At 66.1% G+C, this 26560-nt stretch carries 29 protein-coding genes; 27 read left to right on the forward strand and 2 right to left on the reverse strand.

The features are described 5' to 3' along the window. The first annotated feature begins 15 nt into the window (after window positions 1-15). The 7 genes from AX708_RS16400 to AX708_RS16430 all read left to right on the forward strand — a co-directional run bounded on the left by AX708_RS16400 (window position 16) and on the right by AX708_RS16430 (window position 9698). Entirely contained in the window at window positions 16-2532 is a 2517-nt protein-coding gene (locus AX708_RS16400) for a penicillin-binding protein 1A (protein ID WP_066533031.1), read from the forward strand. Window positions 2533-2586: 54 nt separating this feature from the next. Further along, a complete protein-coding gene (locus AX708_RS16405; protein ID WP_066533029.1) occupies window positions 2587-3117 on the forward strand; it encodes a peroxiredoxin in 531 nt (176 codons plus the stop codon). Window positions 3118-3204: 87 nt separating this feature from the next. Further along, window positions 3205-4332 carry a peptide chain release factor 2 gene (gene prfB, locus AX708_RS16410; RefSeq protein ID WP_066533027.1) on the forward strand — a complete coding sequence of 376 codons (1128 nt, stop codon included), beginning with the start codon at window positions 3205-3207 and terminating at the stop codon, window positions 4330-4332. 88 nt (window positions 4333-4420) lie between these two features. Further along, window positions 4421-6679, forward strand: coding sequence for a beta-propeller domain-containing protein (locus AX708_RS16415; RefSeq protein WP_066533026.1), 2259 nt, complete (start codon window positions 4421-4423; stop codon window positions 6677-6679). 59 nt (window positions 6680-6738) lie between these two features. Beyond that, window positions 6739-7482, forward strand: a complete 744-nt coding sequence (locus AX708_RS16420; RefSeq protein WP_156443525.1) for a methyltransferase domain-containing protein — start codon at window positions 6739-6741, stop codon at window positions 7480-7482. A 93-nt stretch (window positions 7483-7575) separates the two neighbouring features. Beyond that, window positions 7576-8979, forward strand: coding sequence for a nitronate monooxygenase family protein (locus tag AX708_RS16425; protein ID WP_066533024.1), 1404 nt, complete (start codon window positions 7576-7578; stop codon window positions 8977-8979). A 20-nt stretch (window positions 8980-8999) separates the two neighbouring features. Further along, the gene (locus AX708_RS16430; protein ID WP_066533023.1) at window positions 9000-9698 is read left to right on the forward strand and encodes a triacylglycerol lipase; all 699 of its coding nucleotides are present in this window, start codon (window positions 9000-9002) and stop codon (window positions 9696-9698) included. On the opposite strand, the gene AX708_RS16435 is transcribed toward AX708_RS16430, so the two are convergent. Further along, a complete protein-coding gene (locus AX708_RS16435; protein WP_066533022.1) occupies window positions 9695-10705 on the reverse strand; it encodes a D-glycerate dehydrogenase in 1011 nt (336 codons plus the stop codon). The genes AX708_RS16430 and AX708_RS16435 overlap by 4 nt on opposite strands. Before the next feature lie 96 nt (window positions 10706-10801). Here AX708_RS16435 and AX708_RS16440 point away from each other — a divergent pair, with 96 nt between their 5' ends. After that, entirely contained in the window at window positions 10802-11299 is a 498-nt protein-coding gene (locus AX708_RS16440) for an SH3 domain-containing protein (RefSeq protein ID WP_066533021.1), read from the forward strand. 24 nt (window positions 11300-11323) lie between these two features. On the opposite strand, the gene AX708_RS16445 is transcribed toward AX708_RS16440, so the two are convergent. Then, window positions 11324-12520: an acetyl-CoA C-acyltransferase gene (locus tag AX708_RS16445; protein WP_066533019.1), complete on the reverse strand. Its 1197-nt coding sequence runs from the start codon at window positions 12518-12520 to the stop codon at window positions 11324-11326. A 158-nt stretch (window positions 12521-12678) separates the two neighbouring features. On the opposite strand from AX708_RS16445, the gene AX708_RS16450 reads away from it, so the two are divergent. The 19 genes from AX708_RS16450 to nuoI all read left to right on the forward strand — a co-directional run bounded on the left by AX708_RS16450 (window position 12679) and on the right by nuoI (window position 26492). Further along, complete coding sequence (locus AX708_RS16450) at window positions 12679-14109, forward strand: coniferyl aldehyde dehydrogenase (protein WP_066533099.1); 1431 nt, start codon at window positions 12679-12681, stop codon at window positions 14107-14109. Next, window positions 14106-15335 carry a hypothetical protein gene (locus AX708_RS16455; RefSeq protein ID WP_066533018.1) on the forward strand — a complete coding sequence of 410 codons (1230 nt, stop codon included), beginning with the start codon at window positions 14106-14108 and terminating at the stop codon, window positions 15333-15335. The genes AX708_RS16450 and AX708_RS16455 overlap by 4 nt, the downstream gene beginning before the upstream one ends. Window positions 15336-15467: 132 nt before the next feature. Then, the gene (locus AX708_RS16460; protein WP_066533098.1) at window positions 15468-15842 is read left to right on the forward strand and encodes an NADH-quinone oxidoreductase subunit A; all 375 of its coding nucleotides are present in this window, start codon (window positions 15468-15470) and stop codon (window positions 15840-15842) included. Next, window positions 15839-16417: an NADH-quinone oxidoreductase subunit B family protein gene (locus AX708_RS16465; protein WP_066533016.1), complete on the forward strand. Its 579-nt coding sequence runs from the start codon at window positions 15839-15841 to the stop codon at window positions 16415-16417. Before AX708_RS16460 ends, AX708_RS16465 begins: the two co-directional genes overlap by 4 nt. A 6-nt stretch (window positions 16418-16423) precedes the next feature. Next, window positions 16424-17215 carry an NADH-quinone oxidoreductase subunit C gene (locus tag AX708_RS16470; protein WP_066533014.1) on the forward strand — a complete coding sequence of 264 codons (792 nt, stop codon included), beginning with the start codon at window positions 16424-16426 and terminating at the stop codon, window positions 17213-17215. Then, window positions 17212-18423 (forward strand): NADH-quinone oxidoreductase subunit D, encoded by a 1212-nt coding sequence (locus tag AX708_RS16475; RefSeq protein ID WP_066533013.1) that lies wholly within the window; start codon window positions 17212-17214, stop codon window positions 18421-18423. The genes AX708_RS16470 and AX708_RS16475 overlap by 4 nt, the downstream gene beginning before the upstream one ends. Beyond that, window positions 18420-18920 carry a hypothetical protein gene (locus AX708_RS20610; RefSeq protein WP_156443518.1) on the forward strand — a complete coding sequence of 167 codons (501 nt, stop codon included), beginning with the start codon at window positions 18420-18422 and terminating at the stop codon, window positions 18918-18920. The genes AX708_RS16475 and AX708_RS20610 overlap by 4 nt, the downstream gene beginning before the upstream one ends. Beyond that, window positions 18910-19269 carry a nuclear transport factor 2 family protein gene (locus tag AX708_RS16480; protein WP_066533012.1) on the forward strand — a complete coding sequence of 120 codons (360 nt, stop codon included), beginning with the start codon at window positions 18910-18912 and terminating at the stop codon, window positions 19267-19269. Before AX708_RS20610 ends, AX708_RS16480 begins: the two co-directional genes overlap by 11 nt. Then, complete coding sequence (gene nuoE / locus AX708_RS16485; RefSeq protein WP_066533011.1) at window positions 19269-19937, forward strand: NADH-quinone oxidoreductase subunit NuoE; 669 nt, start codon at window positions 19269-19271, stop codon at window positions 19935-19937. The genes AX708_RS16480 and nuoE overlap by 1 nt, the downstream gene beginning before the upstream one ends. Continuing rightward, window positions 19937-20110 (forward strand): hypothetical protein, encoded by a 174-nt coding sequence (locus tag AX708_RS16490; RefSeq protein WP_197426293.1) that lies wholly within the window; start codon window positions 19937-19939, stop codon window positions 20108-20110. The genes nuoE and AX708_RS16490 overlap by 1 nt, the downstream gene beginning before the upstream one ends. Continuing rightward, the gene (locus AX708_RS20970) at window positions 20107-20250 is read left to right on the forward strand and encodes a hypothetical protein (RefSeq protein WP_197426292.1); all 144 of its coding nucleotides are present in this window, start codon (window positions 20107-20109) and stop codon (window positions 20248-20250) included. The genes AX708_RS16490 and AX708_RS20970 overlap by 4 nt, the downstream gene beginning before the upstream one ends. Continuing rightward, a complete protein-coding gene (locus AX708_RS16495; RefSeq protein WP_066533009.1) occupies window positions 20247-20429 on the forward strand; it encodes a hypothetical protein in 183 nt (60 codons plus the stop codon). Before AX708_RS20970 ends, AX708_RS16495 begins: the two co-directional genes overlap by 4 nt. 2 nt (window positions 20430-20431) lie before the next feature. Continuing rightward, entirely contained in the window at window positions 20432-20827 is a 396-nt protein-coding gene (locus AX708_RS16500; protein ID WP_066533007.1) for a hypothetical protein, read from the forward strand. Continuing rightward, window positions 20817-22109 carry an NADH-quinone oxidoreductase subunit NuoF gene (nuoF, locus tag AX708_RS16505; RefSeq protein ID WP_066533004.1) on the forward strand — a complete coding sequence of 431 codons (1293 nt, stop codon included), beginning with the start codon at window positions 20817-20819 and terminating at the stop codon, window positions 22107-22109. The genes AX708_RS16500 and nuoF overlap by 11 nt, the downstream gene beginning before the upstream one ends. 107 nt (window positions 22110-22216) lie before the next feature. Continuing rightward, window positions 22217-22474: a hypothetical protein gene (locus AX708_RS16510; RefSeq protein ID WP_066532999.1), complete on the forward strand. Its 258-nt coding sequence runs from the start codon at window positions 22217-22219 to the stop codon at window positions 22472-22474. Further along, entirely contained in the window at window positions 22467-24482 is a 2016-nt protein-coding gene (gene nuoG, locus AX708_RS16515) for an NADH-quinone oxidoreductase subunit NuoG (protein WP_067490451.1), read from the forward strand. The genes AX708_RS16510 and nuoG overlap by 8 nt, the downstream gene beginning before the upstream one ends. Next, on the forward strand, window positions 24479-25525 hold the full coding sequence (gene nuoH, locus AX708_RS16520) for an NADH-quinone oxidoreductase subunit NuoH (RefSeq protein ID WP_066527573.1): 1047 nt from the start codon (window positions 24479-24481) through the stop codon (window positions 25523-25525). Before nuoG ends, nuoH begins: the two co-directional genes overlap by 4 nt. Further along, the gene (locus AX708_RS20615; protein WP_066527574.1) at window positions 25522-26010 is read left to right on the forward strand and encodes a hypothetical protein; all 489 of its coding nucleotides are present in this window, start codon (window positions 25522-25524) and stop codon (window positions 26008-26010) included. The genes nuoH and AX708_RS20615 overlap by 4 nt, the downstream gene beginning before the upstream one ends. Next, window positions 26007-26492 (forward strand): NADH-quinone oxidoreductase subunit NuoI, encoded by a 486-nt coding sequence (gene nuoI, locus AX708_RS16525; RefSeq protein ID WP_066527576.1) that lies wholly within the window; start codon window positions 26007-26009, stop codon window positions 26490-26492. Before AX708_RS20615 ends, nuoI begins: the two co-directional genes overlap by 4 nt. Window positions 26493-26560: the final 68 nt, after the last annotated feature.

Genomic DNA, 26560 nt, shown 5'->3' on the forward strand with positions numbered 1-26560 from the left:
AGTTGGCCCGCGTCCATGACCGAGACCCCTACGCCTTCCGCGCCGCAATCGAACTGGGCCTACCTGCGTTACCGCGTCAACCGCGACCTGCGCGGCGTGCTCGCCTGGTTCGGCGCACGCTGGCGGCAGAGCCGGTTGTTCAGGCTCGTCGCGATCGCCTTCGGGGCTTTCCTGACGCTTTGGATCGCGGTCTTCGTATGGCTCGCGAGCGATCTGCCCGAGGCCGAGGCGCTCCTCACCTACGAAACCCCGCTGCCCACCGTGGTGCGCGGGATGGATGGCGAAATCGTCCATTCCTACGCCCGCGAACGGCGCGTGCAGCTGCAATATGCGGACTTTCCGCAAAAGCTGGTCGAGGCCTATCTCGCCGCCGAGGACAAGACCTTCTTCAGCCACGGCGGCGTCGATTTCTTCGGCACGGCGGGCGCGGTGATCGACTACCTCAATCCGGCGCGGACGGGCCGCGCGGTCGGTGGCTCGACCATCACCCAGCAGGTCGCCAAGAACCTGCTGCTTGGCGACGAATATTCGGTGACGCGCAAGCTCAAGGAAATGATCCTCGCCGGCCGCATCGAGCAGGTGCTTACCAAGCAGGAAATTCTCGAGCTCTATCTCAACGAAATCCCGCTCGGTCGCCGCTCCTTCGGGGTGCAGGCGGCTGCACGGGCCTATTTCGACAAGGATGTCGACCAGCTCCAGCTGCACGAGATGGCCTTCCTCGCGATTCTGCCCAAGGCGCCTGAGAAATACGGGCGCAAGGGGCAGGAGCAGGAGGCGCTCGCGCGGCGGAACTACGTGCTCGACCAGATGGAGAAGAACGGCTTCATCACCGGCTCGGAGCGCCGTGCCGCGGCCGCGCAGCCGCTGGGCATGGTCACCCAGCGGCGAGAGCGTTCGGTCGATGCGGGCTATTTCCTCGAGGAAGTGCGCCGCGAGCTCATCAATCGCTTCGGGGAGACCGCGGAGAAGGGGCCGAATTCGGTCTATGCAGGCGGCCTGTGGGTGCGCACCTCGCTCGATCCCCAGATGCAGGCGGCCGCGCGCGATGCCTTGCGCGAAGGCCTGCTGCGCTATCACGGCGGGCGCGCCTGGGCCGGGCCGATCGCGACGCTCGACGTCTCGGAAGGCAACTGGGCGAGCCAGCTGCAATCCTCGCCCCTGGGCATCAGCTACAAGGACTGGCGCGTCGGCGTGGTCACGCAGCGCAGCGGGCAGAACGCGCGCATCGGCTTTGCCGACGGCAGCGAGGCGCCGCTGTTCGGCCTGCCCAATGCACTGAAGGCCGGTGACGTGATCGCCGCCTCGCCATCGGGCAATGGCTTTGCTGTGCGCACGATTCCCGAGGCGCAGGGCGCGCTGGTGGTGGAGCAGGCGCAGACCGGCCGGGTCCTGGCGATGCAGGGCGGCTTCGACAACCGCCTGTCGGACTTCAACCGCGCCACACAGGCCAACCGCCAGCCGGGTTCGACCATCAAGCCCTTCGTTTATGCCGCCGGGCTCGACAACGGGATGACCCCTTCGACCCAGGTCGATAACTCGCGCTTCTGCTATTATCAGGGCGCCAACCTCGGCGAGAAGTGCATCCGCGGTTCGGGCAGCGGCGGGCAGCACCCGATGCGCTACGGCCTCGAACAGTCGCAGAACATCATGACCGTGCAGATCGGGATGACCGCGGGAATGCCCAATGTCGTCAAGGAGATCGAGCGGCTCGGGATCGGCAAGTTCCCGCCCTATCCCTCGACCGCGCTGGGGGCGGGAGAGACGACGCTGGTCAAGATGGTCGCGGCCTATTCGGCGCTCGCCAACCACGGCCGGCTCGCGCCGCCGACGCTGATCGACTATGTGCAGGACCGCCGCGGCAAGGTGCTGTGGCGGGCCGACACCCGCGATTGCCGGGGGTGCAACATGCCCAAGTGGGACGGCAAGCCGATGCCGCGCTTCGGGGTTATGGGCGCGCAGGCGATGGACGCGCGCACCGCCTTCCAGGTGATGCACATGCTGCGCGGCGCGGTGAGTCGGGGGACGGCGACAGTGCTCAACTCGCTCGGCCTGCCGCTGTTCGGCAAGACCGGAACGACGACCGGTCCCAAGGACGTGTGGTTCATCGGCGGAACGCAGCAACTGATCGCGGGCGCTTACGTGGGCTTCGACCAGCCCCGCAACATGGGCGGCTATGCCTTCGGCGGCACGATTTCCGCGCCGATCATCAAGAGCCTGATCGAGAAGACCAAGCCCAAGTGGTCCGATCTTCCCCCCGTGGCGCCCGCGGGCGTCAGAATGGTGCGGATCGACCGCCGCTCGGGCAAGCGCGTGTTCGATGGCTGGCCGAGCGACGATCCCAAGTCGGCGATCATCTGGGAAGCCTTCAAGCCCGATACCGAGCCCGAGCGCTACACGCGGCAGGACGCGATCGCGGCCAAGCGCAACGAGATCCTCGCGCTGATCCGCGCCGGGCGCCAGAGTGCCGCCAGCGCGGTGGTTGATACGCCGCCCGATGAAGGCACGGTGATCGAAGAGGGCGGCATTGACTGAGGCGCCGGGCGATTTGATTCGGAACCGCTGGCGGGGCTTGGGGGTTGGGACGCCATGAACCGCTTTATCCGCACCCACGCCGCCGCGCTCGCGCTTGCCGCTCTCGTCGCCACCGCAGCCTCGGCCGAACTGGCCCAAGGCGCGAGGGCCCCCGCCTTCGCCACCCAGGCGGCGCTTGCGGGCAAGGCCTTCGGGTTCAACCTCAAGGCCGCGCTGGCGAAGGGGCCGGTGGTGCTCTATTTCTATCCCAAGGCTTTCACGCAGGGCTGCACGCTCGAAGCCAATGCCTTTGCCGAGGCCATGCCGCAGTTCAAGGCGGCGGGCGCGACCGTCATCGGCATGTCGGCTGACGATATCGAGACCTTGAAGGATTTCAGCCGCAAGGAATGCCGCGATGCCTTCCCGGTCGGGGTCGCCACGCCGCAGATCGCCAAGGCTTACGATGTCGCGATGGCGTCCGGGCTGACCCGCCGCACCTCCTACGTGATCGCCCGCGATGGCCGGATCGTCGCGGTCCACGCCAACGCCGACTACCGCGACCATGTCGCCAAGACGCTGGCGGCGGTGCGCGCGCTCAGGAACTAGCGGGCGGGGCAGAGGCGCTTTACAATCGCGCAGGTAGCGCTAAGCGCGTCCGCCTCATTCACGCTTTTTCCCACGAAGGACTGACCGATGCGGGCCGAGGCCCAGGCTTACATCAACCGGATCGAGGCAGCGCTGGCCCTCGTGCGCCTGTCGCTCGACTGGGACCGCGCGCTGCGCCGGCTCGACGAGCTCAATGCGCGCGTGCAGGACCCGAACCTGTGGGACAATCCCAAGCAGGCGCAGGCGATCAGCCGCGAGCAGAAGACGCTCGAAACCGCGGTGAACACCGTGAACGAGATCGCCGCCGAAATGGCCGACGCGATCGAGTTCATCGAATTGGGCGAGGCCGAGGGCGAGGAGACGATCGTCGAGGACGGCCTCGCCACGCTCGCCGCGCTCGCCGACCGGGCCGATGCCGACAAGGTCCAGGCGCTGCTCTCGGGCGAGGCGGACGGCAACGACACCTATCTCGAAATCCACGCCGGCGCGGGCGGGACCGAGAGCCAGGACTGGGCCGAGATGCTCTTCCGCATGTATGGCCGCTGGGCCGAACGCCGCGGCTTCAAGGTCGAAACGGTCGAATATCAGGCGGGCGAACAGGCCGGAATCAAGTCCGCGACCCTGCTGATCAAGGGCGACGGTGCATACGGTTATGCCAAGACCGAAAGCGGCGTCCACCGCCTCGTCCGCATCAGCCCCTATGACAGCTCGGCGCGGCGCCACACCTCTTTCTCGAGCGTGTGGGTCTTCCCCGTGATCGACGATTCGTTCGAGATCGAGATCAACCCGGCCGACCTCAAGATCGACACCTACCGTGCGTCGGGCGCGGGCGGGCAGCACGTCAACACCACCGATTCGGCGGTGCGCATCACCCACCAGCCGACCGGCATCGTGGTGGCGAGCCAGCAGGACCGCAGCCAGCACAAGAACCGCGAAATCGCTATGAACATGCTGAAGGCGCGGCTTTACGAGGCGGAAATGCGTGCGCGCGAGGAAGCAGCGAGCGCCGAGCACTCGGCCAAGAGCGACATCGGGTGGGGCCACCAGATCCGCTCCTACGTCTTGCAGCCCTACCAGATGGTCAAGGACCTGCGCACCGGCGTCGTCTCGACCTCGCCCGACGCCGTGCTCGACGGGGCGATCGACCCCTTCATCTCGGCCGCGCTCGCCCAGCGGGTGACGGGCGAGAAGGTCGAGATCGAGGACGTGGAGTAGGCCTTTGCTCCGGCTTCCGGTTGCATAGCGAAACGATTTGAATTTCCGTGCCTTGTAGCGGAACCTTGCGACGAGAGGAGCAAGGCCGATGGTCGAGTCGCGTGGAGCCGGAACACTGTTCGGGGCGCTGATCGGGGGGCTGGCGCTGGCGGCCATGCCGCTCGCGGCGCAGGAGAGCAAGGTCAAGCCGGTGCCTCCCGGCCCGGTGCGGATCCTCACCCCCGAGATGATCGAGACCCGGCCTGCGCCCCCGCCGCCGCCGGTCGACCCCGCGCTCGCAGCGCCCGAGCCCGACACCCGCCCGTCCTATCAGGAGCCGCGCTACCGCAAGCTTGCCGATCCCGAGTTCGAACCCTTCGCCGATGAAGGCGAATTCCGGCGGCTCATGCGCGCGATCGAGAAGGCCCGCCGCAGCGAGGGACGCCGCCGCTATGGCGCAGCGGACGGGGGCCAAACGGTCATCGCGCTGATGCAGGATGCCGAGCCCGAATGCGCCGTGCCCGAGGATTGCCCTGCGGAGGACAGTGGTGATCGCAGTATCGTCGTCACCGGCACGCGCGTGACCCCCACCGCAATGTCTAGCCCGGTGGCCGTCACTGCCGTTACCACCGCCAACGGCCAGAACATCACCAACACCCAGGTCGCCGCCGTCGACGAGGGCGATATCGTCAAGCTGATCGGCGAATATCTGCTGGTGCTGCAGGATGGCCGGGTGTTCGCGGTGCACTATCCCACCATGCGCCTCACCGACCGCGTCGATGTCTACCGCAAGGACAAGGACGGCGAACCGATCGGCGCGGACTGGTATGACGAGATGCTGGTGCAGGGCGACCAGATCATCGTCACCGCCTACAGCTATCAGGACGATGCGACCGAAATCACCGTCCTGAAGCTCGATCAGACGAAGGGCACGGTCGCGGTGCGCGGCGTGTTCCTGATTTCGTCGGACGATTATTACGACGTCGACAATTACGCGACCCGGATCGTGGGCGACAAGCTGGTGGTCTACACCCCCTACGAGGCCGACGACCTGCTCAGCCGCCGCGGCCGCCCCGCGATCCGGCGCTGGAGCGCGGCGGAGGAGTTCGACGACGCGCGTGGACAAGGGCGCGCCCTGCTCGATATCCGCAAGGTCTATCGCCCGGTGTTCGGGGTACGCGATCCGTGGGTGCACACGGTTTCGGTCTGCCCTCTGGGCGAGGTCACCACCAAGGGTCTCGAATGCGAGACGACCGGGTTCGTGGGCTCGGACATGGCCGAAATGTTCGTTGCGGGCGATGCGGTCTATCTGTGGACGCTCGCGAGCGGATCGGACGAACTGGCGTGGGATTCCTGCCCCGCCGGAACCCCCGCACCGCGCTTTGGCGAAGTGCCCCCGGCGGCAGTCTATCGCATCCCGCTGGGGCGCGGCGAGGTTGAGGTGATGGGCGCGCGCGGGATGCCGGTCGACCAGTTCGGGATGGACGCCAATGCCCGCCGCTTCCGCGCGTTGCCGAGCCTGTTGCGCAACGGCTGCGACGATGATGGCGAAACCCAGCGGCAGTTCGCGCTGTTCGATGCCTCGCAGCAGCGCTTTTCGGATTACTATGCCGCCGCCACCGAGCGCGAATTCACTCCCGTGCCCCCGGTTGGCGGCAACGGGATCGAGAACCGCTTCACCAGCGAATACCTCGTCTATGGCGGGCGTGACGGCTATTGGCGCCGCCCGCCCGACGATGCCGACGAGCGCGAGCGAGCGCTGGCGGGTTCGATCACCGTGGTGCCCTTGTCGCGCCCCGCGCAGCCGCAGCGCATCGCGCTCGGCCACAATCTCATCCGGCTCGAGAAGATCGGTGACGGCGCGGTGATCGCCAATGGCTATGCCAATGAGGAGGGCCTCAGGGTCAGCTTCGTGACGCTCGCAAGGGACGGGGCAGGGGCCACACTCGGCACCTCGGCGATGCTGCCGGGGCGCTACGAGAGCGAGGGCCGCAGCCATGCCTTCAACGCCACCATCACTGCCGCGGGCGACGGGATGCTCGGCGTGCCGACCGTGACCCGGATCGAGAACTCCAAGGGCTACTGGTGGTATTCGGATGTGTCCGACCTCTCGTTCCTCGGCTTCGATGGCATGGGGACGCTCGGCGATGCCGGCCTGATCGCCGCCACGCCCGAGGATCAAGTGAAGACCGGCGAGGGCTATGATTGCGAAGTCTCGTGCATCGACTGGTACGGCAATGCCCGCCCGATCTTCCTTGCAGGCAAGGTCTATGGCCTGATGGGGACCGAGCTGGTCGAGGCCGAGGTGGTGACCGGAAAGGTCGCCGAGCGCCGCAGGGTCGATCTGACGGGGTCGCTGATGCGCTGAACAGGGACGGCGTGATTGCCGTTTGGCAAGCGCGCGACTAGGCGTTAGGGGCCATGTCCATGCCGCATCGCCGCCCCCTCGCGCCCGGTTTCGTCGCTGTTCTTGCCGCCCTCGCACTGCCCGCACTTGCGGCGTGCGACGCGATCGCGCCCGCCGCCTCGGACCGGCCCGAAACCGCGCTCGAGTTCCCCGCGCCCGACCGCCCCGTCGCCGCGGTCGTCTCGACCCAGTTCTCCAACGAGGATGCGCGCGACGAGCGCAACGAGGCCAAGGTCGTGATGGACCTTGCCGCGATCCGCCCGGGCATGACCGTGGCCGATATCGGCGCGGGCGAGGGCTATTACACCGTGCGCCTCGCCGAGCGCGTGGGCGCGGACGGCCGCGTGCTGGCGCAGGACATCAGCCGCGAGGCATTGGACCGGCTCGGGCGACGGGTGGAGCGCGAGCGGCTCGAGAATATCTCGATCAAGCTCGGCGGAATCGACAACCCGCAGCTTCCGGCCGACAGTTTCGACCGCATCTTCATGGTGCACATGTACCACGAAGTGACCGAGCCCTACGCTTTCCTGTGGAACCTGTGGCCCGCGCTCAATGCGGGCGGGCAGATCGTGGTCGTGGAAAGCGACAGCCCGGTCGGCCGCCACGGCTTGCCTCACACGGTGCTGTTCTGCGAATTCGAGGCGGTGGGCTACGTGCTCGTCGAATATATCGAGCGGCCCGACATCAAGGGCTATTTCGCGCGCTTCGAGCGCGGCCGCGAACGCACCGCGCCCGACAAGATCAAGGTCTGCGATGCCGGCTGACGCCGCGCAGGCGCCGAGGTTGCCGAGCGGGGCTGCGCGCACTATGGCAAGAATTCGAAATACCGCGCCACAGGGGCGCAGAGGGGATCTTCATTGTTCAAGGGATTGAGCCCGATCGTATACGGCGGGCGTGAAGTGTGGCCGCTGGTCGAAGGCGGCAAGGGCGTGTCGGCAACCAACCATGCAAGCTCTGGGGCCTGGGCGGCCGCCGGCGGGATCGGCACGGTGAGCGCGGTCAACGCCGACAGCTATGACGATAACGGCAACGTCATCCCCCAGATCTACCACGGCCGCACCCGCGAGGAGCGCCATCTGGAGCTGATCCGCTACGCCATCGAAGGCGCCACCACGCAGGTCAAGAAGGCCTACGAGATCGCCAACGGCAAGGGCGCGATCAACATCAACGTGCTGTGGGAAATGGGCGGGGCGCAAGCCGTGCTCGAAGGCGTGCTCGAACGCACCCGGGGGCTGGTTACGGGCGTCACCTGCGGCGCTGGGATGCCCTACAAGCTCGCCGAGATCGCGGCGCGCTTCAACGTCAATTACCTGCCCATCGTCAGCTCCGGCCGCGCCTTCCGCGCGCTGTGGAAGCGCTCCTACCACAAGGTCGCCGAGCTGATGGCGGCGGTGGTCTATGAAGATCCGTGGCTGGCGGGCGGGCACAACGGCCTCTCCAATGCCGAGGACCCCACCAAGCCCGAGGACCCGTACCCCCGCGTCAAGGTGCTGCGCGAGACGATGCGCGCCGAGGGCGTCTCCGACGACGTGCCGATCGTGATGGCGGGCGGCGTGTGGTATCTGCGCGAGTGGGAGAACTGGATCGACAATCCCGAGCTCGGCAAGATCGCCTTCCAGTTCGGCACGCGGCCATTGCTGACGCAGGAAAGCCCGATCCCGCAGATCTGGAAGGACATGCTGCGCACCGTCGAGCCGGGCGACGTGCTGCTCCACAAGTTCTCGCCCACCGGCTTCTATTCGAGCGCGGTCAAGACCCCGTTCCTCTACGACCTGATGCACCGCTCGGAGCGCCAGATCCCCTTCTTCAAGCGCGGCGAGGAAGAGGGCACGGTCCAGCTCGGCGAAGACGGCAAGGCGAGGAGCTTCTGGGTGCGCCCCGAGGACAAGACCAGGGCCGGAATGTGGATGCGCGCCGGGCACACCGAGCCCCTCAAGACCCCCGAGGGCACGATCGTCTTCGTCACCCCCGAGGCGCGCGACACGATCCGCAAGGACCAGCAGGACTGCATGGGCTGCCTGTCGCATTGCGGCTTCTCGGCGTGGAAGGACCACGACGACTACACCACCGGCCGCCTCGCCGATCCGAGGAGCTTCTGCATCCAGAAGACCCTGCAGGACATCGCCCACGGCGACGACCCGGACAACAACCTCGCCTTTGCGGGCCACGCGGCCTACCGCTTCAAGACCGACCCCTTCTTCTCGAACGGCTACACCCCGAGCGTGGGGGAGCTGGTCGAGCGGATTTTGACCGGCGACTGACGCGGCGCTAGGACGCGGCGATGGACGATAGCTCTCCGCCGCCGCTCTCGCTCTGGGTTCGCGAGTTGCCGATCACGGTGCCGATCGTGCTTGCGCCGCTGCGCCGCCCGCGCGCGGTTGCGGGCGCGCGGGACGGGGCGGGGCAGCCGGTGCTGGTCATCCCCGGAATCCTCTCGAGCGACAGCGCTACCGCGCTGTTGCGCCGCACGCTCGATGTGGCGGGATACCGCGCCTATGCCTCCGACCTCGGCTTCCTCACGGGCATCCAGCCCAAGGTGCTCGCCCGCGCGCTCGACCGTCTGGCCGAGGTGGCCGAGGCCGAGCAGCGCAAGGTCGCGCTGGTCGGGTGGAGCCTCGGCGGGCTCTATGCCCGCGTGCTGGCGCAGCGCCATCCGGAACTGGTCGAGCTGGTGATGACGCTGGGCACGCCTTTCTCGGGCGACCGGCGCGCGAACAATGCCTGGCGGCTTTACGAGGCGATCAACGGCCACAAGGTCGATGCGCCGCCGGTGCCCGACGACCCCTCTGTAAAGCCGCCGGTCAAGACGATCGCCTTGTGGTCGCGCAAGGACGGCGTGATCGCGCCCGCCGCCGCGCGAGGTCTGCCGCATGAGCGCGATGCCGAGATCGAAGTGCCCTTCCACCACTTCGCCCTCGCCTCCAGCCGGCCCTCGATCGAGCGGGTGGTGACGGAGCTCGGGCAGGCGCTTGCAGGTTAGCGCACCAGCGCGGTCAGGACCTGATCGGGCGGGCGGTGCCCGTCGGCCCACATGCGGATGTTGGCGATCACTTTGTGCCCCGAATCCTCGCGGCCCTCGGCGGTGGCGCTGCCGATGTGGGGGAGGGTCATCACGTTGGGGTGGGCGATGAGGCGCGGGTCGACATGGGGCTCGTTCGGGTAGACGTCGAGGCCTGCGCCCGCGAGGTGGCCCGATTCGAGCGCAGCGATCAGCGCCTCCTGATCGATCAACTCGCCGCGCGCGGTGTTCACGATGCTGCTGCCCGGCTTCATCAGCGCGATCCGGCGCGCGTCGACCAAGTGGCGGGTCTCTTCGGTGAGCGGGCAGTGGAGCGTGAGGATGTCGGCCTCGGCCATCAGCGTGTCGACATCGGCGACATAGCGCGCGCCGAGCATCCGTTCCAATGCCTCGGGCAGCTGCTTGCGATTGGTATAGGCGATTTCGAGCCCGAAGGCGCGGGCGCGGTGGGCGACCGCCTGGCCGATGCGGCCCATGCCGACGATGCCGAGCACCTTGCCTGCGAGCTTGCGGCCCAGCAGCCCCGAGGGCGCCCAGCCGGTCCACTCGCCCCGCCGCACCAGCGCGGTGCCCTCGCGGATGCGGCGCGGCACGCCGATGATCCCAGCCATCGCGAGGTCGGCGGTGTCGTCGGTAAAGACGCCCGGCGTGTTGGTGACGATGATTTTCCGAGAGGCGGCGGCGGCAAGGTCGATATGTTCCGTGCCCGCGCCGAAGCTGGCGATGAGGCCAAGTCGCTCGCCTGCGCCCGCGATGAGATCGGCGTCGATCTTGTCGGTCACGGTCGGCACCAGCACGTCGCAATCGCGCATCGCGGCCGCCAGCTGCTCGCGCGTCATCGGCACGTCGGCCTCGTTCAGCACCACGTCGAACAGCTCGCGCATCCGCGCCTCGACCCCCGGCATCAGGTGGCGGGTGACGATCACGCGCGGCGGGCTGGCGAGCGGGCGGGAAGGGCGCTGGGTCATGGGGCGAGGGCTAATCCCTCAAACCCTTGGCGGTCAAGGCGCAGGAAGTCACGCGAGGCTTGAATCGGTGAAGCGGAAGGCGCTATCGCTTGGGGAATGAGGGGACTGCGCCAAATCATCGCTTGTGTGCTCGCGCTGGTGCTTGCCGCCGGAACGCTCTTCGCCCCGGCGCATGCGCAGGACCGCGTGCTGCCCTATTGGGCGGCGCTGCGGTTCGAGAAGGTCAACATGCGCGTGGGGCCGAGCGCCGAATACCCGGTCGTCTGGGTCTACGCGCGCAAGGGGTTCCCGGTGAAGGTGCTGCGCATCCGCGAGGGCTGGCGCCTGGTCGAGGACCACGAGGGCACGCAGGGGTGGATTTCAGCCAGCCAGCTCGATCCCGAACGCGGCGGGATGGTGATCGGGCAAGGGCTCGCCGAAGTGCGCGCTGCCGCCGATCCGGCCTCGGCGGTGAAATGGCGGGCGGAGCCCGGGGTGATTGCCCGCATGAAGAAGTGCAAGGCCGGGTGGTGCGAGGTCGACATCGCCGGGCGCAAGGGCTTCATCGCCGCCGCGCGCCTGTGGGGCTCGCAGGACCTGCCGGGCGACGAGTGATGCTCGCCGCCCGGCGGTAGGGTATCAGACCAGCTCGATCGCGACCGCGGTGGCCTCGCCCCCGCCGATGCACAGCGAGGCGACGCCGCGCTTCAGCCCCTTGGCCTTCAAGGCCGCAATCAGCGTGACGATGATCCGCGCGCCGCTTGCGCCGATGGGGTGGCCGAGCGCCGTGCCGCCGCCGTTGACGTTGATCTTCTCGTGCGGAATGCCGAGGTCGCGCATTGCGAACATCGCGACGCAGGCGAAGGCCTCGTTGACCTCGAACAGGTCGACATCGTCCACGCCCCAGCCGGCGCGCGCGAGCACCTTCTGGATCGCAGGGATCGGCGCGGTGGTGAACTGCGCCGGAGCGTGGGCGTGCGCGGCGGTGGCGATGACGCGCGCGACCGGTGTGAGGCCCTTCGCCTCGGCGACGCTCGCGCGGGTGAGGACGAGCGCGGCCGCACCGTCCGAAATCGAGGATGAGGTCGCCGCGGTGATCGTCCCGTCCTTGGCGAAGGCAGGCTTCAGCTGCGGGATCTTGTCGGGGCGGCCCTTCGAAGGTGCCTCGTCATGCTCGACCACGACATCGCCCGCGCGGGTGCTGACCGTCACCGGCACCACCTCGTCGGCGAAGGCGCCGCTCGCGATCGCCTTGTTGGCGCGGGCAAGCGACTCGATGGAGTAGGCGTCCATCTCCTCGCGGGTCATCTGGTACTGGTTGGCGGTTTCCTGCGCGAAGGTGCCCATCGCGCGGCCCGGCTCGTAGGCGTCTTCAAGGCCGTCGAGGAACATGTGGTCATAGGCGGTGTCATGGCCCAGCCGCGCGCCCGAGCGGTGCTTCTTGAGGAGATAGGGGGCATTGGTCATGCTCTCCATCCCGCCCGCGACAACCACGTCGATCGTGCCGCTGGCGAGCGCCTCGGCGCCCATGATCACGGTCTGCATGCCGCTGCCGCAGACCTTGTTGACCGTGGTCGCCTGAACCGAAAGCGGAAGTCCCGCCTTGATCGCCGCCTGCCGCGCCGGGGCCTGGCCGAGGCCAGCCGGAAGCACGCAGCCCATATAGGCGCGGTCGATATCCTCGCCGCTGACGCCCGCGCGCTCGACCGCGGCCTTCACCGCGATGGCGCCCAGATCGGTCGCGGCCACCTCGGCCAGCGCGCCCTGCATCGCGCCCATCGGGGTGCGGGCGTAGGACAGGATGACGACGGGATCGGCGGGGGAAAGCTGGGTCATGGCAAAGTCCTTTGCTTTGACGGTGAGATATCGGGCGCGATGTAATGATGGCAGGCGTGCATGGCAATCGCGAGGCAACCATGCGCCTTGCGCTCGCACACGTATTCCGCAACAACGCGTCGCAAATCAAAACGCATATGTCCGAACGGGAGAACGACATGGCCGACGACCGCCGCGCTGAACTTGAAGCCCTGCTGGCACGCCAGCGCGCCGCCTTCACCGCCTCGCGCCCCGAGCCGCTCAGCCAGCGCAAGGACCGCATCCGCCGCGCGATGGCGCTGGTGAAGGAGCATGGCGAGGCATTCGCCAAGGCGATGAGCGCCGATTTCGGCAGTCGCTCGCATCACCAGTCGATGCTGACCGACATCGCCGCGACCGTGGGCGCGGGCAATCATGCGCTCAAGCACCTCGATGGCTGGGCCAGGCCGGAAAAGCGCAAGGTGCAGTTCCCGCTCAGCCTGATGGGTGCGAAGGCCGAAGTTCGCTATGAACCCAAGGGGGTGATCGGCATTCTCTCGCCGTGGAACTTCCCTGTGCAGCTTGCTTTCGGTCCGCTGATGCAGGTGCTCGCCGCGGGCAACCGGGCGATGATCAAGCCGTCCGAATTCACCGAGCGCACCAGCGAATTGATGGCCGAGCTCACCGCGCAATATTTCCAGCCCGAAGAAGTCGCTGTGATCACCGGCGGGCCGGAAGTGGCCGCGGCGTTCTCCTCGCTGCCCTTCGATCACCTCGTCTTCACCGGATCGACCGCGACGGGCCGCCGGGTCATGCAGGCCGCGGCAGCGAACCTCGTGCCGGTGACGCTCGAACTTGGTGGCAAGTCGCCCGTTGTCATGGGCCGCAGCGCCGACTTCGCCAAGGCGGGCGAGCGCATCGCCATCGGCAAGATGATGAACGCAGGGCAGATCTGCCTTGCGCCCGATTACCTGATGGTGCCCGAGGACAAGGCCGACGAGGCGGTCGCGGGGGTCACCGGTGCGGCGGCGGCGATGTATCCGCGCGTGCTCGATAATGACGACTATGCCTCGATTGTCTCCGATCGCCATTTCGAGCGGTTGCAGGGCCTTGTCGAGGATGCCAAGGCCAAGGGCGCAGAGGTGATCGAGGTCAACCCGGCGGGCGAGGATTTCGCCAACGCCAACCAGCGCAAGATGCCGCTCACCGTGCTGCGCGGGGTCAATGACGGCATGACCGTGATGCAGGAGGAAATCTTCGGCCCCGTCCTGCCGGTGATGACCTACAAGTCGATCGACCAGGCGGTCGACTACATCAACGAGCACGACCGCCCGCTCGGCCTCTACTATTTCGGCGAGGACAAGGGCGAGCAGGAGCGGGTGCTGACCCGCACCATCTCGGGCGGGGTGACGACCAATGACGTGGTGTTCCACGTCTCGATGGAGGACCTGCCCTTCGGCGGGGTCGGACCCTCGGGCATGGGGAGCTACCACGCCATCGAGGGTTTTCGCGAGTTCAGCCATGCCCGCGCGGTCTATCACCAGCCCAAGATCGACATCGCCAAGCTCGGCGGGTTGAAGCCCCCCTATGGCAAGGCGACCGAGGCGGCAGCGGCGCGGATGATGAGATGAGGGCGCTTGCGGCCGCGCTGGCGCTGGTGCTGGCGGCTCCGCTCGGAGCCGAGGCTCTGCCCGCATGGCGCGCGGTCGATACGGCGACCGGTCAGATCGCGGATGTGGCGGGGCTCGAGCAGCTGGCCCGTGACTTTCCCGACAGCGTCAGCGTGCGGCTGCGGCTGCTGAATGCGCAGCTTGCGGCGGGCGGGGGCGAGGCGGCGCTCGCCAGCCTGCGCTGGCTCGCGGCGCGGGGCCATGCGTTCAGCGAGCGGGCCAAGGCGAGGATTCCCGAACTGATCGGCCCCGTGCATGCGCAGGCCGCCCGCGATGCGGTCGCTGGCGTGCCGCTTGTCATCGGAGGCAGCGCGGTGTTCAGCACGCTTCCGGCCGAGGCGGGGCTGATCGAGAGTGTCATCGTGACCCCGGGCGGGGACGGGGCCCTCGCAAGCTCGGTGTCCGGGCGCAGCCTGTTTGCCCTTGCCGCCATGAGCGAATGGATCGCGGTCCCGGTCCCCGGGGCGCAGGCCCTGTCGGGCCTCGCGTCTGCACCCGACGGAAGTCTGGGCTGGGTGGCCTCGTCCAATGTCGACCGGTCCGCGCCGGTTCCGGGAAGCTTCTCCGGACTGATCGGTCTGACCGGCGACATGAACGACCTGCTGCTGGTCGCAGCCCCCGAAGGCGTGGTCGTCTCCGACCTCGCGGTCGGGCCGGACGGGACGGTCTATGCCAGCGATCCGCAGGGCGGCGGCATCTACCGTGCGCGCCCCGGTGCAAAAGCGCTCGAAGCGCTGGCCGCCCCCGGCACCTTCCGCTCGCCGCAGGGACTGGCGGTCAGCGCGGATGGAAAGCGGCTCTACCTCAGCGATTACGGCTATGGCCTTGCCGTGATCGACCTCTCCAACGGCAAGGCGAGCCGCCTTGCCAGCGATGTGACCGCCGCGCTCGACGGTATCGACGGGCTGTGGCTCCACGAGGGCGAGCTCGTCGCGGTCCAGAACGGCACCAGTCCGATGCGCATCAGCGCCTTCCGCCTGTCGGACGACGGCACCCGCATCACCGGCCACCGCATCCTCGAACAGGCTCATCCCGACTGGACCGAGCCGCTCGGCGGGAGCATTGCCGACGGCGCGCTCTACTATGTCGCGACCGGGCAATGGGACCGCTACGACAAGGGTGCCTTGCGCGAGGGACAGGAGCCGCTGCCCACGGTGATCCGCCGCCTCCCGCTGGGCGCGCCCTGACGCGGACAACGCGCCGCAACGACTGTTCGATTTCCTGCAACTCCCTTAAGGGGTTTTCCCCGAGTCGCAGGCTTGCGCGGTGCGCGCGACAGGCCTAGGGCGACCGACGGGATTAACTGCTTGGACATCGTCGTGATCGACCTCAGCCAGTATCTGCCGATACTGTTATTCGTGCTGGTTGCCCTCGGGCTGTCGGTGCTTTTCGTCGTGGCCCCGATGGCGGTGTCGCGCCTCACCGGCGTGCACAAGCCCGATGCGGAAAAGCTGTCCGAATACGAGTGCGGCTTTCCCGCCTTCGAAGACGCGCGCAGCCAGTTCGACGTGCGCTTCTACCTCGTCGCGATCAGCTTCATCGTCTTCGATCTCGAGGCCGCCTTCCTGTTCCCCTGGGCGGTGAGCCTCGGCGAGACGGGCTGGATCGGGTGGACCGGCATGATGGTGTTCCTGTTCATCCTCGCGGTGGGGCTTGCCTATGAATGGAAGAAAGGGGCTTTGGACTGGGAATGAATAACATCGTTTCTCCTCCCCAAGGGCTCCCCGACATTTCGAAGCTGACCACCGCGCAAGGCGGCGAGGTCCGCGCGCCTGACGCGAGCTTCTTCGACGCGCTTCAGACCGAGGTCACCGACAAGGGCTTCCTCGTCACCTCGACCGAGGAGCTGTTCCAGTGGGCGCGCACCGGCTCGCTGTGGTGGATGACCTTCGGCCTTGCCTGCTGCGCGGTCGAGATGATCCACGTCAACATGCCGCGCTACGACATGGAGCGCTTTGGCGCCGCCCCGCGCGCCTCTCCGCGCCAGTCGGATGTGATGATCGTCGCCGGTACGCTGTGCAACAAGATGGCTCCGGCGCTGCGCAAGGTCTACGACCAGATGTCGGACCCCAAGTATGTGATCAGCATGGGCAGCTGCGCCAATGGCGGCGGCTATTACCATTACAGCTACTCGGTGGTGCGCGGCTGCGACCGCATCGTGCCGGTCGACATCTACGTCCCCGGCTGCCCGCCGACCGCCGAGGCGCTGCTCTATGGCGTGATGCAATTGCAGCGGAAGATCCGCCGCGTCGGCACGATCGAGAGGTAAGGGCGCATGGCCGTTCTGCATTCCGCACCGCGCTTCGCTTCCAACGAGGGCGTGATCGACGCCGTCAGCGAGACCATCTCGGTCTGGCTGATCGAGGCGCATGAAGCCCACGGCGAGGTGATTTTTCGCGTCGAGCGCGATGCCATTGAAAAGGTTCTGCGCATCCTGCGTGACGATCACGCCTACCAGCAGCTCATGGAAATCGCGGGCGTAGACTACCCCTCGCGGCCCGAGCGCTTCGAGGTCGTCTACATGCTCCAGAGCCTCACCAAGAACCACCGCTTGATGGTGAAGTGCTCGGCCAGCGAGGACACGCCGGTGCCGACTGTCACCACGCTGTGGCCCAATGCCGGGTGGCTCGAGCGCGAGGTGTTCGACATGTACGGCGTGACCTTCGCCGGGAACCCCGACCTTCGCCGCATCCTCACCGATTACGGCTTCGAGGGGCACCCGTTCCGCAAGGACTTCCCGATGACGGGCTATACCGAACTGCGCTATTCCGAGGAGGAAAAGCGCGTGGTGTACGAGCCGGTCGTGCTGGCGCAGGAAATGCGGACCTTCGATTTTCTCAGCCCGTGGGAAGGCGCGGACTACGTGCTGCCGGGTGACGAGAAGTCCCGCGGCGCGCCGACCGTCACCGAGGTCAAGACCACCGAGAAGACGTCCGAGACCGGCGCAGGCAAGGATGCGGACAAGGCCGCCGCGAAACCGGTATCCCCGCCCAATCCGGCGGAGAAGGACAGCGGCAAGGGTGCCCCCGGCGCCCCCGATCCCACCTCGAAGGAGGGTGGACGATGAGCATCACCCAGGAACAGTCGCCCACCACCGAGGGCGAGGTCATCACCAACTACACCATCAACTTCGGCCCCCAGCACCCGGCCGCGCACGGCGTGCTGCGCATGGTGATGGAGCTGGACGGCGAGGTGATCGAGCGGATCGATCCGCACGTGGGCCTGCTCCACCGCGGCACAGAGAAGCTGATCGAGCAGAAGACCTATCTCCAGGCGCTGCCCTATTTCGACCGGCTCGACTATTGCTCGCCGCTGGCGATGGAGCACTCCTATGTGCTCGCGATCGAGAAGCTGCTGAACCTCGAAGTGCCGCTGCGCGCGCAATATCTGCGCGTGCTGTTCGCCGAGCTGACTCGCATCTGCAACCACATGCTCAACATGGGCGCGCACATCCTCGATGTCGGCGCATTCACGCCGAACCTGTGGATCATGGACCTGCGCGAGGATTGCCTCAACTTCTTCGAGCGGGCGAGCGGCGCGCGGATGCACTCCGCATGGTTCCGCCCGGGCGGCGTCCATCAGGACGTGCCGGAGAAGCTGCTGGTCGATATCGGTGACTGGCTCGACAACCGCTTCTTCCAGCTGTTCGAGGACGCGATGAGCCTCGTCATGGACAACCGCATCTTCAAGCAGCGCAACGTCGACATCGCCGTCGTCAGCCGCGAGGACGCGATTGCCTGGGGCTTCAGTGGCCCGATGATCCGTGCCGCGGGTCTGCCGTGGGACCTGCGCAAGAGCCAGCCCTATGACGTGTATGACCGCATGGAGTTCGACATCCCGGTCGGCACCAACTCCGACTGCTACGACCGCTTCATGGTGCGCGTGAAGGAAGTCTACGAGAGCGCGAAGATCATGCGCCAGTGCCTGCGCGACATGCCGGGCGGGCCGATTGCCTCCACCGACACCAAGGTGGTCCCGCCCAAGCGCGGCGAGATGAAGCAGTCGATGGAAGCGCTGATCCACCACTTCAAGCTCTACACCGAAGGCTTCCACGTGCCTGCGGGCGAGGTTTATGTGGCGACCGAAAGCCCCAAGGGCGAATTCGGCGTCTACCTCGTAAGCGACGGCACCAACAAGCCCTATCGCTGCAAGATCCGCCCGACGGCCTTCTCGCACCTGCAGGCGATGGACTTCATGTCCAAGGGCCACATGCTCCCCGACGCGACCGCCATTCTGGGCGCAATCGACGTGGTGTTTGGGGAGTGCGACCGGTGAGGTTGGCTCTTCTCGCAGTCCTGCTCAGTCTTGCAGCACCGGTTGTCGCGGAAACCGACCGCGGGGATCCGGTTGACGCCTTTGTCGCTGCGCTGGAAAAAGGGCGCTGGGAAGATGCGGAGGCGCTTGCTCCGGGCAATATCACACAGTTGAACGGGATAGGACCTAATTTCAAGGGGGGGCCGTTTGACGGCACATGGCGCCAACGGATTGTGCCTGACAAAGAGACGATAACTTTCGGAGAATTTCGTAATGAAATTGCTGAGTGTAAGTTCTCGCCTACAGTTAGGTTGATTTCTGGTACTGCATCTTCTCCGAATAAAGTCGTGAGAGTTTATTTTATATGTCTCGTGGATGATCAGAAAACGATACATTCAGTAACCAAGCATTTTATGGTTCGCCGCGCTGCTGATGAATCGAAAGTCGTGGTCTACGATTTTGGCAAGGATGTGGTCGTGAAGAGCGGCGACAAGGCAGTGCTTACCAATGAGCAGTAATCCTAGAATCGACACCGCCAAGGCGATGATCGACGCCTACAACGCGCAGGACGTCGATGCCTATGTCGCGTTCATGACCGACGATGCCTGCGAAGCCAATTATCGCGGCGACGTCGTGCGCGAAGGCAAGGAAGGCACCCGCGCAGGCCTCGCCACTGCGTTCGCGCGCTGGCCGCAGAACCGGGCTGAAATCATCGATGCGCAGGCTATCGGCAATTACGTGCTGATGCGCGAACACGTGACGCGCGGCCCCGCCACCGATGGCTCCCCGCTGGTCGACCCCTTCGATGTGATCGCTGTCTATTCCTTCGAGGGCGACAAGTGCTCTCGCGTGGAGTTCATCCGCTAATGGCTGACCGTACCCCCGCTCCCGACACCCCCGAACTGCGCGCTCGCTGGGGCGGCTTTGCGTGGACGCCGGAGAACAAGACAACCGCCGACTGGCATATCGCCAAGTATCCCGAGGGGCGTCAGCGCAGCGCGGTGATGCCGCTGCTCGATCTCGCCCAGCGGCAGGTCGGGGCGGAGACCGATACGCAAGGGTGGCTGCCGCTGCCGGTGATCGAATATGTCGCCAAATATCTCGACATGCCGGTGATCCGCGTGCTCGAGGTCGCCAGCTTCTACTTCATGTACAACCTGAAGCCCGTCGGCAAATTCCACGTGCAGGTGTGCGGCACCACGCCCTGCATGCTGCGCGGCTCGGACGACATCATGGCCGCCTGCAAGAAGCGCGGGATGGTGAAGGGCGGGGTCTCAGCGGACGGATTGTGGACCCTCACCGAGGTCGAATGCATGGGCAATTGCGCCACCGCGCCGATGGTCCAGATCAACGACGACAATTACGAGGACCTGACGCCCGAACGCCTCGACGCGGTGCTCGATGCGCTCGCCGCGGGCCAGCAGCCCAAGACCGGCACGCAGGAGCCGGGCCGCCACACCTCCGAGCCTTCGGGCGGGCCGACCACGCTGACCGCGATGGTCGATGCCAATCACGATTACCGGGGCGAATGGTGATGGAAAAGAAGATCGAACAGGGCGGCGGCGTCCTCGGCCTGATCTTCCTGGCCGTGGCCTTCGTCAAGCTCGTGCAGGGTGATGGCTGGGTCGTGTGGGCGATCCTCGCCTTCCTGTTCGGCGGCTTTACCGCAGCGGCGCGTATCTGGCAGGGGCGGGGCAGCGGCCAATGACCACCGTCGTCTCCATCCTCGTCGCGCTCGTGCTCGCCTTCATCGCCTTCAAGGTGCTGATGGGGCTGGTGCGCGTGGGCGTGGTGCTGCTGATCGGCGTGGTGCTGATCGGCATGTGGCAGTCGGGGACTTTCGGATGAACCCGCTGACGCTCCTCCTCGCGATCCTCGGCCTCACCGGCTTTGCGCTGGGCGCGGTGCTGACCGCGACCGGGCCGCTTGAACTGGGGGTCATCATCATGGGGCTCGGCCTCGTGTTCCAGACGATTTCGCTGGCACGCATCCGGCGCGCCAAGGCGCAGAGCGGGGAGGGGACGTAGCCATGACCCTTTCTTACCGGCATATCTTGTCCTGCGCGTTCTGGCTGGCTGGCATGGCGTTGCTTGTGCTGGTGGACAAAGACAGCGCGAACCTCGCCTCGCTTTTTTCCGCCGTCGCCTGCCTCGCGCTCAGCATCGCCGTGCAACCGCGTGATGAGCGCGCGCTCGCCGAGCGGGGGCCGCCGATCCCGTGGGACCGGCGCGATGCCGGGGAGAAATTCTCGATAATCATGTTTCATATCGTCATCGGCCTCTTTGCCCTTTTTACCGCCGGGCTTCTGGCCGGGATTGGCGAGGACGGCCCCGCACCGCTTTGGCGCATCGCACTCGGGGCTGGGTTGGTGACGATGGTGGCGTGGAAACTCTGGCGTAACTGGACAATGCGCAATGCTGGCTGACAAGGACCGCATCTTCACCAACCTCTACGGGTTCCAGGACTGGAGCCTCAAGGCCGCGCAGGCGCGCGGGGATTGGGACGACACCAAGGCGCTGCTCGCGCGCGGGCAGGATGCGATCATCGAGGAGATCAAGGCATCCGGCCTGCGCGGGCGGGGCGGGGCGGGCTTCCCCACGGGGCTCAAGTGGTCCTTCATGCCCAAGGAATCGCGTGACGGGCGGCCGAGCTTCCTCGTCATCAATGCCGACGAGAGCGAGCCCGGCTCGTGCAAGGACCGCGAGATCATCCGCCACGATCCGCACAAGCTGGTCGAAGGCGCGCTGGTCGCGGGCTACGCGATGCGGGCGCGCGCGGCCTATATCTACATCCGCGGCGAATATATCCGCGAGGCCGAGACGCTGCAGAAGGCGATCTCCGAGGCCTATGACGCCGGGCTGATCGGCAAGAACGCCTGCGGTTCGGGCTATGATTTCGACGTCTTCATGCACCGCGGCGCGGGCGCATACATCTGCGGCGAAGAGACCGCGATGATCGAAAGCCTCGAAGGCAAGAAGGGCCAGCCGCGCCTCAAGCCCCCCTTCCCGGCGGGCGCAGGCCTCTATGGCTGCCCGACGACGGTGAACAACGTCGAGAGCATCGCGGTCGCGCCGACGATCCTGCGGCGCGGGGCCTCGTGGTTCTCGAGCTTCGGGCGCGAGAACAACAAGGGCACGAAGCTGTTCCAGATCAGCGGCCACGTCGAGAAGCCCTGCGTCGTCGAGGAAGCGATGAGCATCCCCTTCGAGGAGCTGATCGAGAAGCACTGCGGCGGCATCCGCGGCGGGTGGGACAATCTGCTGGCGGTCATCCCGGGCGGCTCGTCGGTGCCGCTGGTGCCTGCCGCGCAGATCCGCAACGCGCCGATGGATTTCGACGGGCTCAAGGAACTGGGCTCGGGCCTCGGCACGGCGGCGGTCATCGTCATGGACAAGTCGACCGACATCGTCCGCGCGATCAGCCGCCTCTCCTACTTCTACAAGCACGAAAGCTGCGGCCAGTGCACCCCCTGCCGCGAGGGCACGGGCTGGATGTGGCGCATGATGGAGCGCCTGCGCACGGGTGACGCGGCGATCGAGGAAATCGACATGCTGCAGGAAGTCACCAAGCAGGTCGAAGGCCACACCATCTGCGCACTGGGCGATGCCGCCGCTTGGCCGATCCAGGGCCTCATCCGCCACTTCCGGCCGGAGCTGGAGCGGCGGATTCATGAGCACAATGCGAAGTTCGCGGAGGCGGCGGAGTGAGAGCCCTTGCCGCCATCTCCATACTTTCAGGAGCTCTGGCGAGCCCTGCGCTCGCTTGCGTCCCCACCTCGCCGAATGCCGTTGCATGGGCAAAGTGCGCTCATGAGGTGGCGAAAGGCACTGGCGAGCAAGATTTCATGAAGAGCATGGCAAGCGCAATCGTTAATAAGAAGAAGCTGAAGCCGACATCGATGCCCCGCTGGGAGAAGCTGGAGGGGCGTATCGAAGGCAAGTGCGGCGGCTACGCGGCAGCTCTGAAGCGAGATACACAGCTGTACGGCAAGTCCCACGACGTCCCCGATGATCAATTCGAGGCCATTGCCGCAACCTTCTCACTTTATGAACTGTGGAAGCCCAATGCCTAAAGTCACCGTAGACGGTCAGGAAATCGAGGTCCCGGCGGGCGCGACTGTGCTGCAGGCGTGCGAGCTGGCGGGCAAGGAAATCCCGCGCTTCTGCTATCACGAGCGCCTCTCCATCGCGGGCAATTGCCGCATGTGTCTGGTCGAGGTGAAGCCCGGGCCGCCCAAGCCGCAGGCCTCCTGCGCGCTGCCCGCTGCCGAGGGTCAGGAAATCCGCACCGACAGCCCGATGGTCAAGAAGGCCCGCGAGGGGGTGATGGAGTTCCTGCTCATCAACCACCCGCTCGATTGCCCGATCTGCGATCAGGGCGGCGAGTGCGATCTGCAGGATCAGGCGGTCGCCTATGGCCGCGGCGGCTCGCGCTATCACGAGAACAAGCGCGCGGTGACCGAGAAGTACATGGGCCCTCTGATCAAGACGATCATGACCCGCTGCATCCATTGCACCCGCTGCGTGCGCTTCTCCGAAGAGATCGCGGGCGTGGACGAAATCGGCGCGCTCTATCGCGGCGAGGATATGCAGATCACCACCTATCTGGAGCAGGCGGCGGCGCATGAATTGTCGGCGAACGTCATCGACCTGTGCCCGGTCGGCGCGCTGACCAGCCGCCCCTATGCCTTCGAGGCGCGGCCGTGGGAGCTCAAGAAGACCCTCTCGATCGACGTTTCGGACGCGGTGGGCGCCAACATCACGCTCCACTCCAAGGGCCGCGAAGTCATGCGCGCGCTGCCGCGGGTGAATGACGACGTCAACGAGGAGTGGCTGTCGGACAAGGGCCGCTATCAGGTCGACGGGCTGACCAAGCGCCGCTTGGACCGCGTGTGGGTGCGCCGCGATGTCCGGTTGCAACCGGCCGATTGGACCGAGGCCTTCGGCATGATCGCCTCCGCGCTCGAAGGCGACAAGGCGAGCATCGCGGCGGTCGCAGGCGACCTGCTCGATGCCGAGACGATGTTTGCCGCCAAGGCTTTGGTCAACGCCTGCGGGTCAAACCTCACCGAGGCGCGCCAGACCGGCATGACCTATGACGTGTCGAACCTCGCGGCGGTGAACTTCAACAGCACCTTTGCAGGCATCGAGACCGCCGATGCGATCCTGATCGTCGGCAGCAATGTCCGCTGGGAAGCCGCGCTGCTCAATGTCCGTCTGCGCAAGGCGGTGAAGGCGGGGGCGAAGGTCTATATCATCGGCCCCGAATGGGACCCGACCTATCCGGCGACCTTCCTCGGCAGCGATCTCAAGCTGCTGAACCGCATCCCCAAGGAGCTGGGTGACGTCATGAAGTCGGCGAAGCGTCCGGCGGTGATCGTCGGCCCGGCGGCGCTCGCCAAGGGTGCGCTTCCTTCGGCGCTCAAGCTGGTCGACAAGTTCGGCCTGGTTCGGGACGGGTGGAACGGCTTCAACGTCCTCCACATCTCGGCGGCGCGGATGGCTTCGCTGATGCTCGGCTTCACGCTGCCCGGCGGGATGGGCGACATCGCCGCCGCTTCGCCGAAGGTTCTGCTCAGCCTCGGTGCGGACGAGATGGACTATGCGCCCTACGCGGGGAGCCTCAAGGTCTATATCGGCCACCACGGCGACAAGGGCGCGCATCACGCCGACATCGTGCTGCCGGGCGCGTCCTATGCCGAAAAGGACGGGACCTACGTCAATACCGAGGGCCGCGTGCAGTTTGCCGAGAAAGCGGTCTTCGCCCCCGGCGATGCGCGCGAGGACTGGACGATCCTGCGCGCGCTCGCCGATGCGCTTGACGTGTTCGTCGGCTTCGACAGCTTCGCGGCGCTTCAGGCCAAGATGATCGCCGCCGTCCCCGCGCTGGGCGAAGAGGGCCTCGCCGATTACGGCGCGCTTCCCAAGGCGGACAGCGGCGCCAAGTTCGAGGGCGAAATCGGGGGCTATCCGATCAAGGACTTCTACCTCACCAACCCCATCGCCCGCGCGAGCGAGGTGATGCAGCGCTGCTCGGACGAACTGCTCCACGGGGCTGACGTTAAGGAGGCTGCGGAATGACCGCCTTCTTCCAATCCCTCGGCCTGCCCTTCGAATGGGCGTGGACCGTCGCGACGCTTGCGGGGATCCTGATCATCTCGCTGCTCGTCATGTTCAGCGTCGCCATGGTGATCTATGTCGACCGCAAGGTGCTGGGCGCGATCATGCTGCGGCGCGGGCCGAACGTGGTCGGGCCGTTCGGCCTGCTGCAATCCTTCGCGGACGGCCTCAAGGTCTTCCTGCAGGAAACCATCATCCCGAGCGCCGCGAACAAGGGCATCTTCCTGATCGCGCCGATCATCACCTTCACCGTCGCGCTCGCGGCCTGGGCGGTGATCCCCTTCGACGCGGGCGTGGTGCTGTCGGACATCAATGTGGGCCTGCTCTACATCCTCGCGATCTCCTCGATGGGGGTTTACGGCGTCGTGATGAGCGGGTGGGCGTCGAACTCCAAATACCCGTTCTTCTCGGCGATGCGCGCCTCGGCGCAGATGATCTCCTACGAGGTCTCGATCGGCTTCGTGCTGGTGTGCGTCGTGCTGTTCGCCGGCACCTTCAACCTCTCGGGGATCGTGAACGCGCAGCAGGGCTTCGGGTTGGGGCTGATCAACGCCTATGCGGTGCACCCGCTGCTGTTCCCGATGTGGGTGGTGTTCTTCATCTCGGCGCTGGCCGAGACCGCGCGCGCGCCCTTCGACCTCACCGAGGCCGAGAGCGAACTCGTCGCGGGCTACCAGACCGAATATTCCTCGATGAGCTTCGCGCTGTTCTGGCTCGGCGAGTATGCGAACATCCTGCTGATGTGCTCGCTCAACACGCTGCTGTTCTGGGGCGGGTGGCTGCCGCCGCTCGACATTCCGGTGCTCTACATGGTGCCGGGGATCATCTGGTTCCTGCTCAAGACCTTCGTGTTCTTCTTCATGTTCAGCTGGATCTGGGCGACCGTGCCGCGTTACCGCTACGACCAGCTGATGCGGCTCGGGTGGAAGGTGTTCCTGCCGATGAGCCTGCTGTTCGTCGCGGTGACCAGCGGGTATCTGATGGCGACGGGGCATTTCGGATGATGGCTCTTCTGAGATACGCACTCTTCCCCGTGGCGCTGCTGGCCGGAAGTCTTTCGGCAGCCTTGCCTCCCGAGTTGAAGCAAGAGGTCATGATCCATTGCAACTTTGCAAAAAAGGGATCCCTTGACCTTAAGACCTCAGATCGTGTGGCATTCTACTTCCCCGGTGGGGTGGTCCGGTCAGGCAAACAGTTCATGGAAATCCATGACCCTTCGCGGGTTTTGGCCGGCGATGCTGTAAACATTGCTAGAGTCGAGCCTGAGTCGATTGCTCTGCATTCAGACTCCGATTCACCAGGTCATTTGGTGATTGTGCATTTCAATGAACCAGATGCCATGAAGAGTTATCCAGCCACGGTGGGGTATTTAAGCGACGCCGATGGGTCCGATTTGCGGTACGGCCGCTGCCTTCTTTTTTCAGGGAGCGACGCTCAGGAGGTTCTGAAGATCTATCGCGATTTGAAATCAGGAACTGATTCACAATGACCGTCTCCCACCTCATCAAGAGCTTCACCCTCTGGGAATTCCTCAAGGCGCATGCCTTGACGCTGAAGTATTTCTTCAAGCCCAAGGTGACGATCAACTACCCCTTCGAGAAGGCCCCGCTCTCGCCCCGTTTCCGCGGCGAGCATGCGCTGCGGCGCTATCCCAACGGCGAGGAACGCTGCATCGCGTGCAAGCTGTGCGAGGCCGTGTGCCCCGCGCAGGCGATCACCATCGAGAGCGAGCCTCGGGAAGACGGCAGCCGCCGCACCACCCGATACGACATCGACATGACCAAGTGCATCTTCTGCGGCTTCTGTCAGGAAGCCTGCCCGGTCGATGCGATCGTGGAGGGGCCGAACTTCGAATATTCGACCGAAACCCGCGAGGAGCTCTTGTACGACAAGGCCAAGCTGCTCGCGAATGGTGACAAATGGGAAAGGGCCATCGCGGCCAACCTTGAAGCCGACGCCCCCTACCGCTAGGGCGCGCGGCGACGAGGACATGGGGTTAACGGGCCGGGGCGTTCTGCTGCGGCTCACACTTGGACTAA

This window comes from Erythrobacter sp. CCH5-A1 (genome assembly GCF_001557115.1).
GTDB lineage: Bacteria > Pseudomonadota > Alphaproteobacteria > Sphingomonadales > Sphingomonadaceae > Erythrobacter.

What these genes read in the sequence shown, in the direction of transcription:
- nuoG (WP_067490451.1), top strand. Translation starts at nt 22,467, where the DNA reads ATGCCTAAAGTCACCGTAGACGGTCAGGAAATCGAGGTCCCGGCGGGC.
- AX708_RS20970 (WP_197426292.1), top strand. Translation starts at nt 20,107, where the DNA reads ATGACCACCGTCGTCTCCATCCTCGTCGCGCTCGTGCTCGCCTTCATC.
- nuoH (WP_066527573.1), top strand. Translation starts at nt 24,479, where the DNA reads ATGACCGCCTTCTTCCAATCCCTCGGCCTGCCCTTCGAATGGGCGTGG.
- nuoI (WP_066527576.1), top strand. Translation starts at nt 26,007, where the DNA reads ATGACCGTCTCCCACCTCATCAAGAGCTTCACCCTCTGGGAATTCCTC.
- AX708_RS16420 (WP_156443525.1), top strand. Translation starts at nt 6,739, where the DNA reads ATGCCGCATCGCCGCCCCCTCGCGCCCGGTTTCGTCGCTGTTCTTGCC.
- AX708_RS16490 (WP_197426293.1), top strand. Translation starts at nt 19,937, where the DNA reads ATGGAAAAGAAGATCGAACAGGGCGGCGGCGTCCTCGGCCTGATCTTC.
- AX708_RS20615 (WP_066527574.1), top strand. Translation starts at nt 25,522, where the DNA reads ATGATGGCTCTTCTGAGATACGCACTCTTCCCCGTGGCGCTGCTGGCC.
- AX708_RS16405 (WP_066533029.1), top strand. Translation starts at nt 2,587, where the DNA reads ATGAACCGCTTTATCCGCACCCACGCCGCCGCGCTCGCGCTTGCCGCT.
- AX708_RS16430 (WP_066533023.1), top strand. Translation starts at nt 9,000, where the DNA reads ATGGACGATAGCTCTCCGCCGCCGCTCTCGCTCTGGGTTCGCGAGTTG.
- AX708_RS16445 (WP_066533019.1), bottom strand. Translation starts at nt 12,520, where the DNA reads ATGACCCAGCTTTCCCCCGCCGATCCCGTCGTCATCCTGTCCTACGCC.
- AX708_RS16455 (WP_066533018.1), top strand. Translation starts at nt 14,106, where the DNA reads ATGAGGGCGCTTGCGGCCGCGCTGGCGCTGGTGCTGGCGGCTCCGCTC.
- AX708_RS16415 (WP_066533026.1), top strand. Translation starts at nt 4,421, where the DNA reads ATGGTCGAGTCGCGTGGAGCCGGAACACTGTTCGGGGCGCTGATCGGG.
- prfB (WP_066533027.1), top strand. Translation starts at nt 3,205, where the DNA reads ATGCGGGCCGAGGCCCAGGCTTACATCAACCGGATCGAGGCAGCGCTG.
- AX708_RS16470 (WP_066533014.1), top strand. Translation starts at nt 16,424, where the DNA reads ATGGCCGTTCTGCATTCCGCACCGCGCTTCGCTTCCAACGAGGGCGTG.
- AX708_RS16440 (WP_066533021.1), top strand. Translation starts at nt 10,802, where the DNA reads ATGAGGGGACTGCGCCAAATCATCGCTTGTGTGCTCGCGCTGGTGCTT.
- AX708_RS16450 (WP_066533099.1), top strand. Translation starts at nt 12,679, where the DNA reads ATGGCCGACGACCGCCGCGCTGAACTTGAAGCCCTGCTGGCACGCCAG.
- AX708_RS16400 (WP_066533031.1), top strand. Translation starts at nt 16, where the DNA reads ATGACCGAGACCCCTACGCCTTCCGCGCCGCAATCGAACTGGGCCTAC.
- nuoF (WP_066533004.1), top strand. Translation starts at nt 20,817, where the DNA reads ATGCTGGCTGACAAGGACCGCATCTTCACCAACCTCTACGGGTTCCAG.
- AX708_RS16465 (WP_066533016.1), top strand. Translation starts at nt 15,839, where the DNA reads ATGAATAACATCGTTTCTCCTCCCCAAGGGCTCCCCGACATTTCGAAG.
- AX708_RS16435 (WP_066533022.1), bottom strand. Translation starts at nt 10,705, where the DNA reads ATGACCCAGCGCCCTTCCCGCCCGCTCGCCAGCCCGCCGCGCGTGATC.
- nuoE (WP_066533011.1), top strand. Translation starts at nt 19,269, where the DNA reads ATGGCTGACCGTACCCCCGCTCCCGACACCCCCGAACTGCGCGCTCGC.
- AX708_RS16495 (WP_066533009.1), top strand. Translation starts at nt 20,247, where the DNA reads ATGAACCCGCTGACGCTCCTCCTCGCGATCCTCGGCCTCACCGGCTTT.
- AX708_RS16475 (WP_066533013.1), top strand. Translation starts at nt 17,212, where the DNA reads ATGAGCATCACCCAGGAACAGTCGCCCACCACCGAGGGCGAGGTCATC.
- AX708_RS16480 (WP_066533012.1), top strand. Translation starts at nt 18,910, where the DNA reads ATGAGCAGTAATCCTAGAATCGACACCGCCAAGGCGATGATCGACGCC.
- AX708_RS16500 (WP_066533007.1), top strand. Translation starts at nt 20,432, where the DNA reads ATGACCCTTTCTTACCGGCATATCTTGTCCTGCGCGTTCTGGCTGGCT.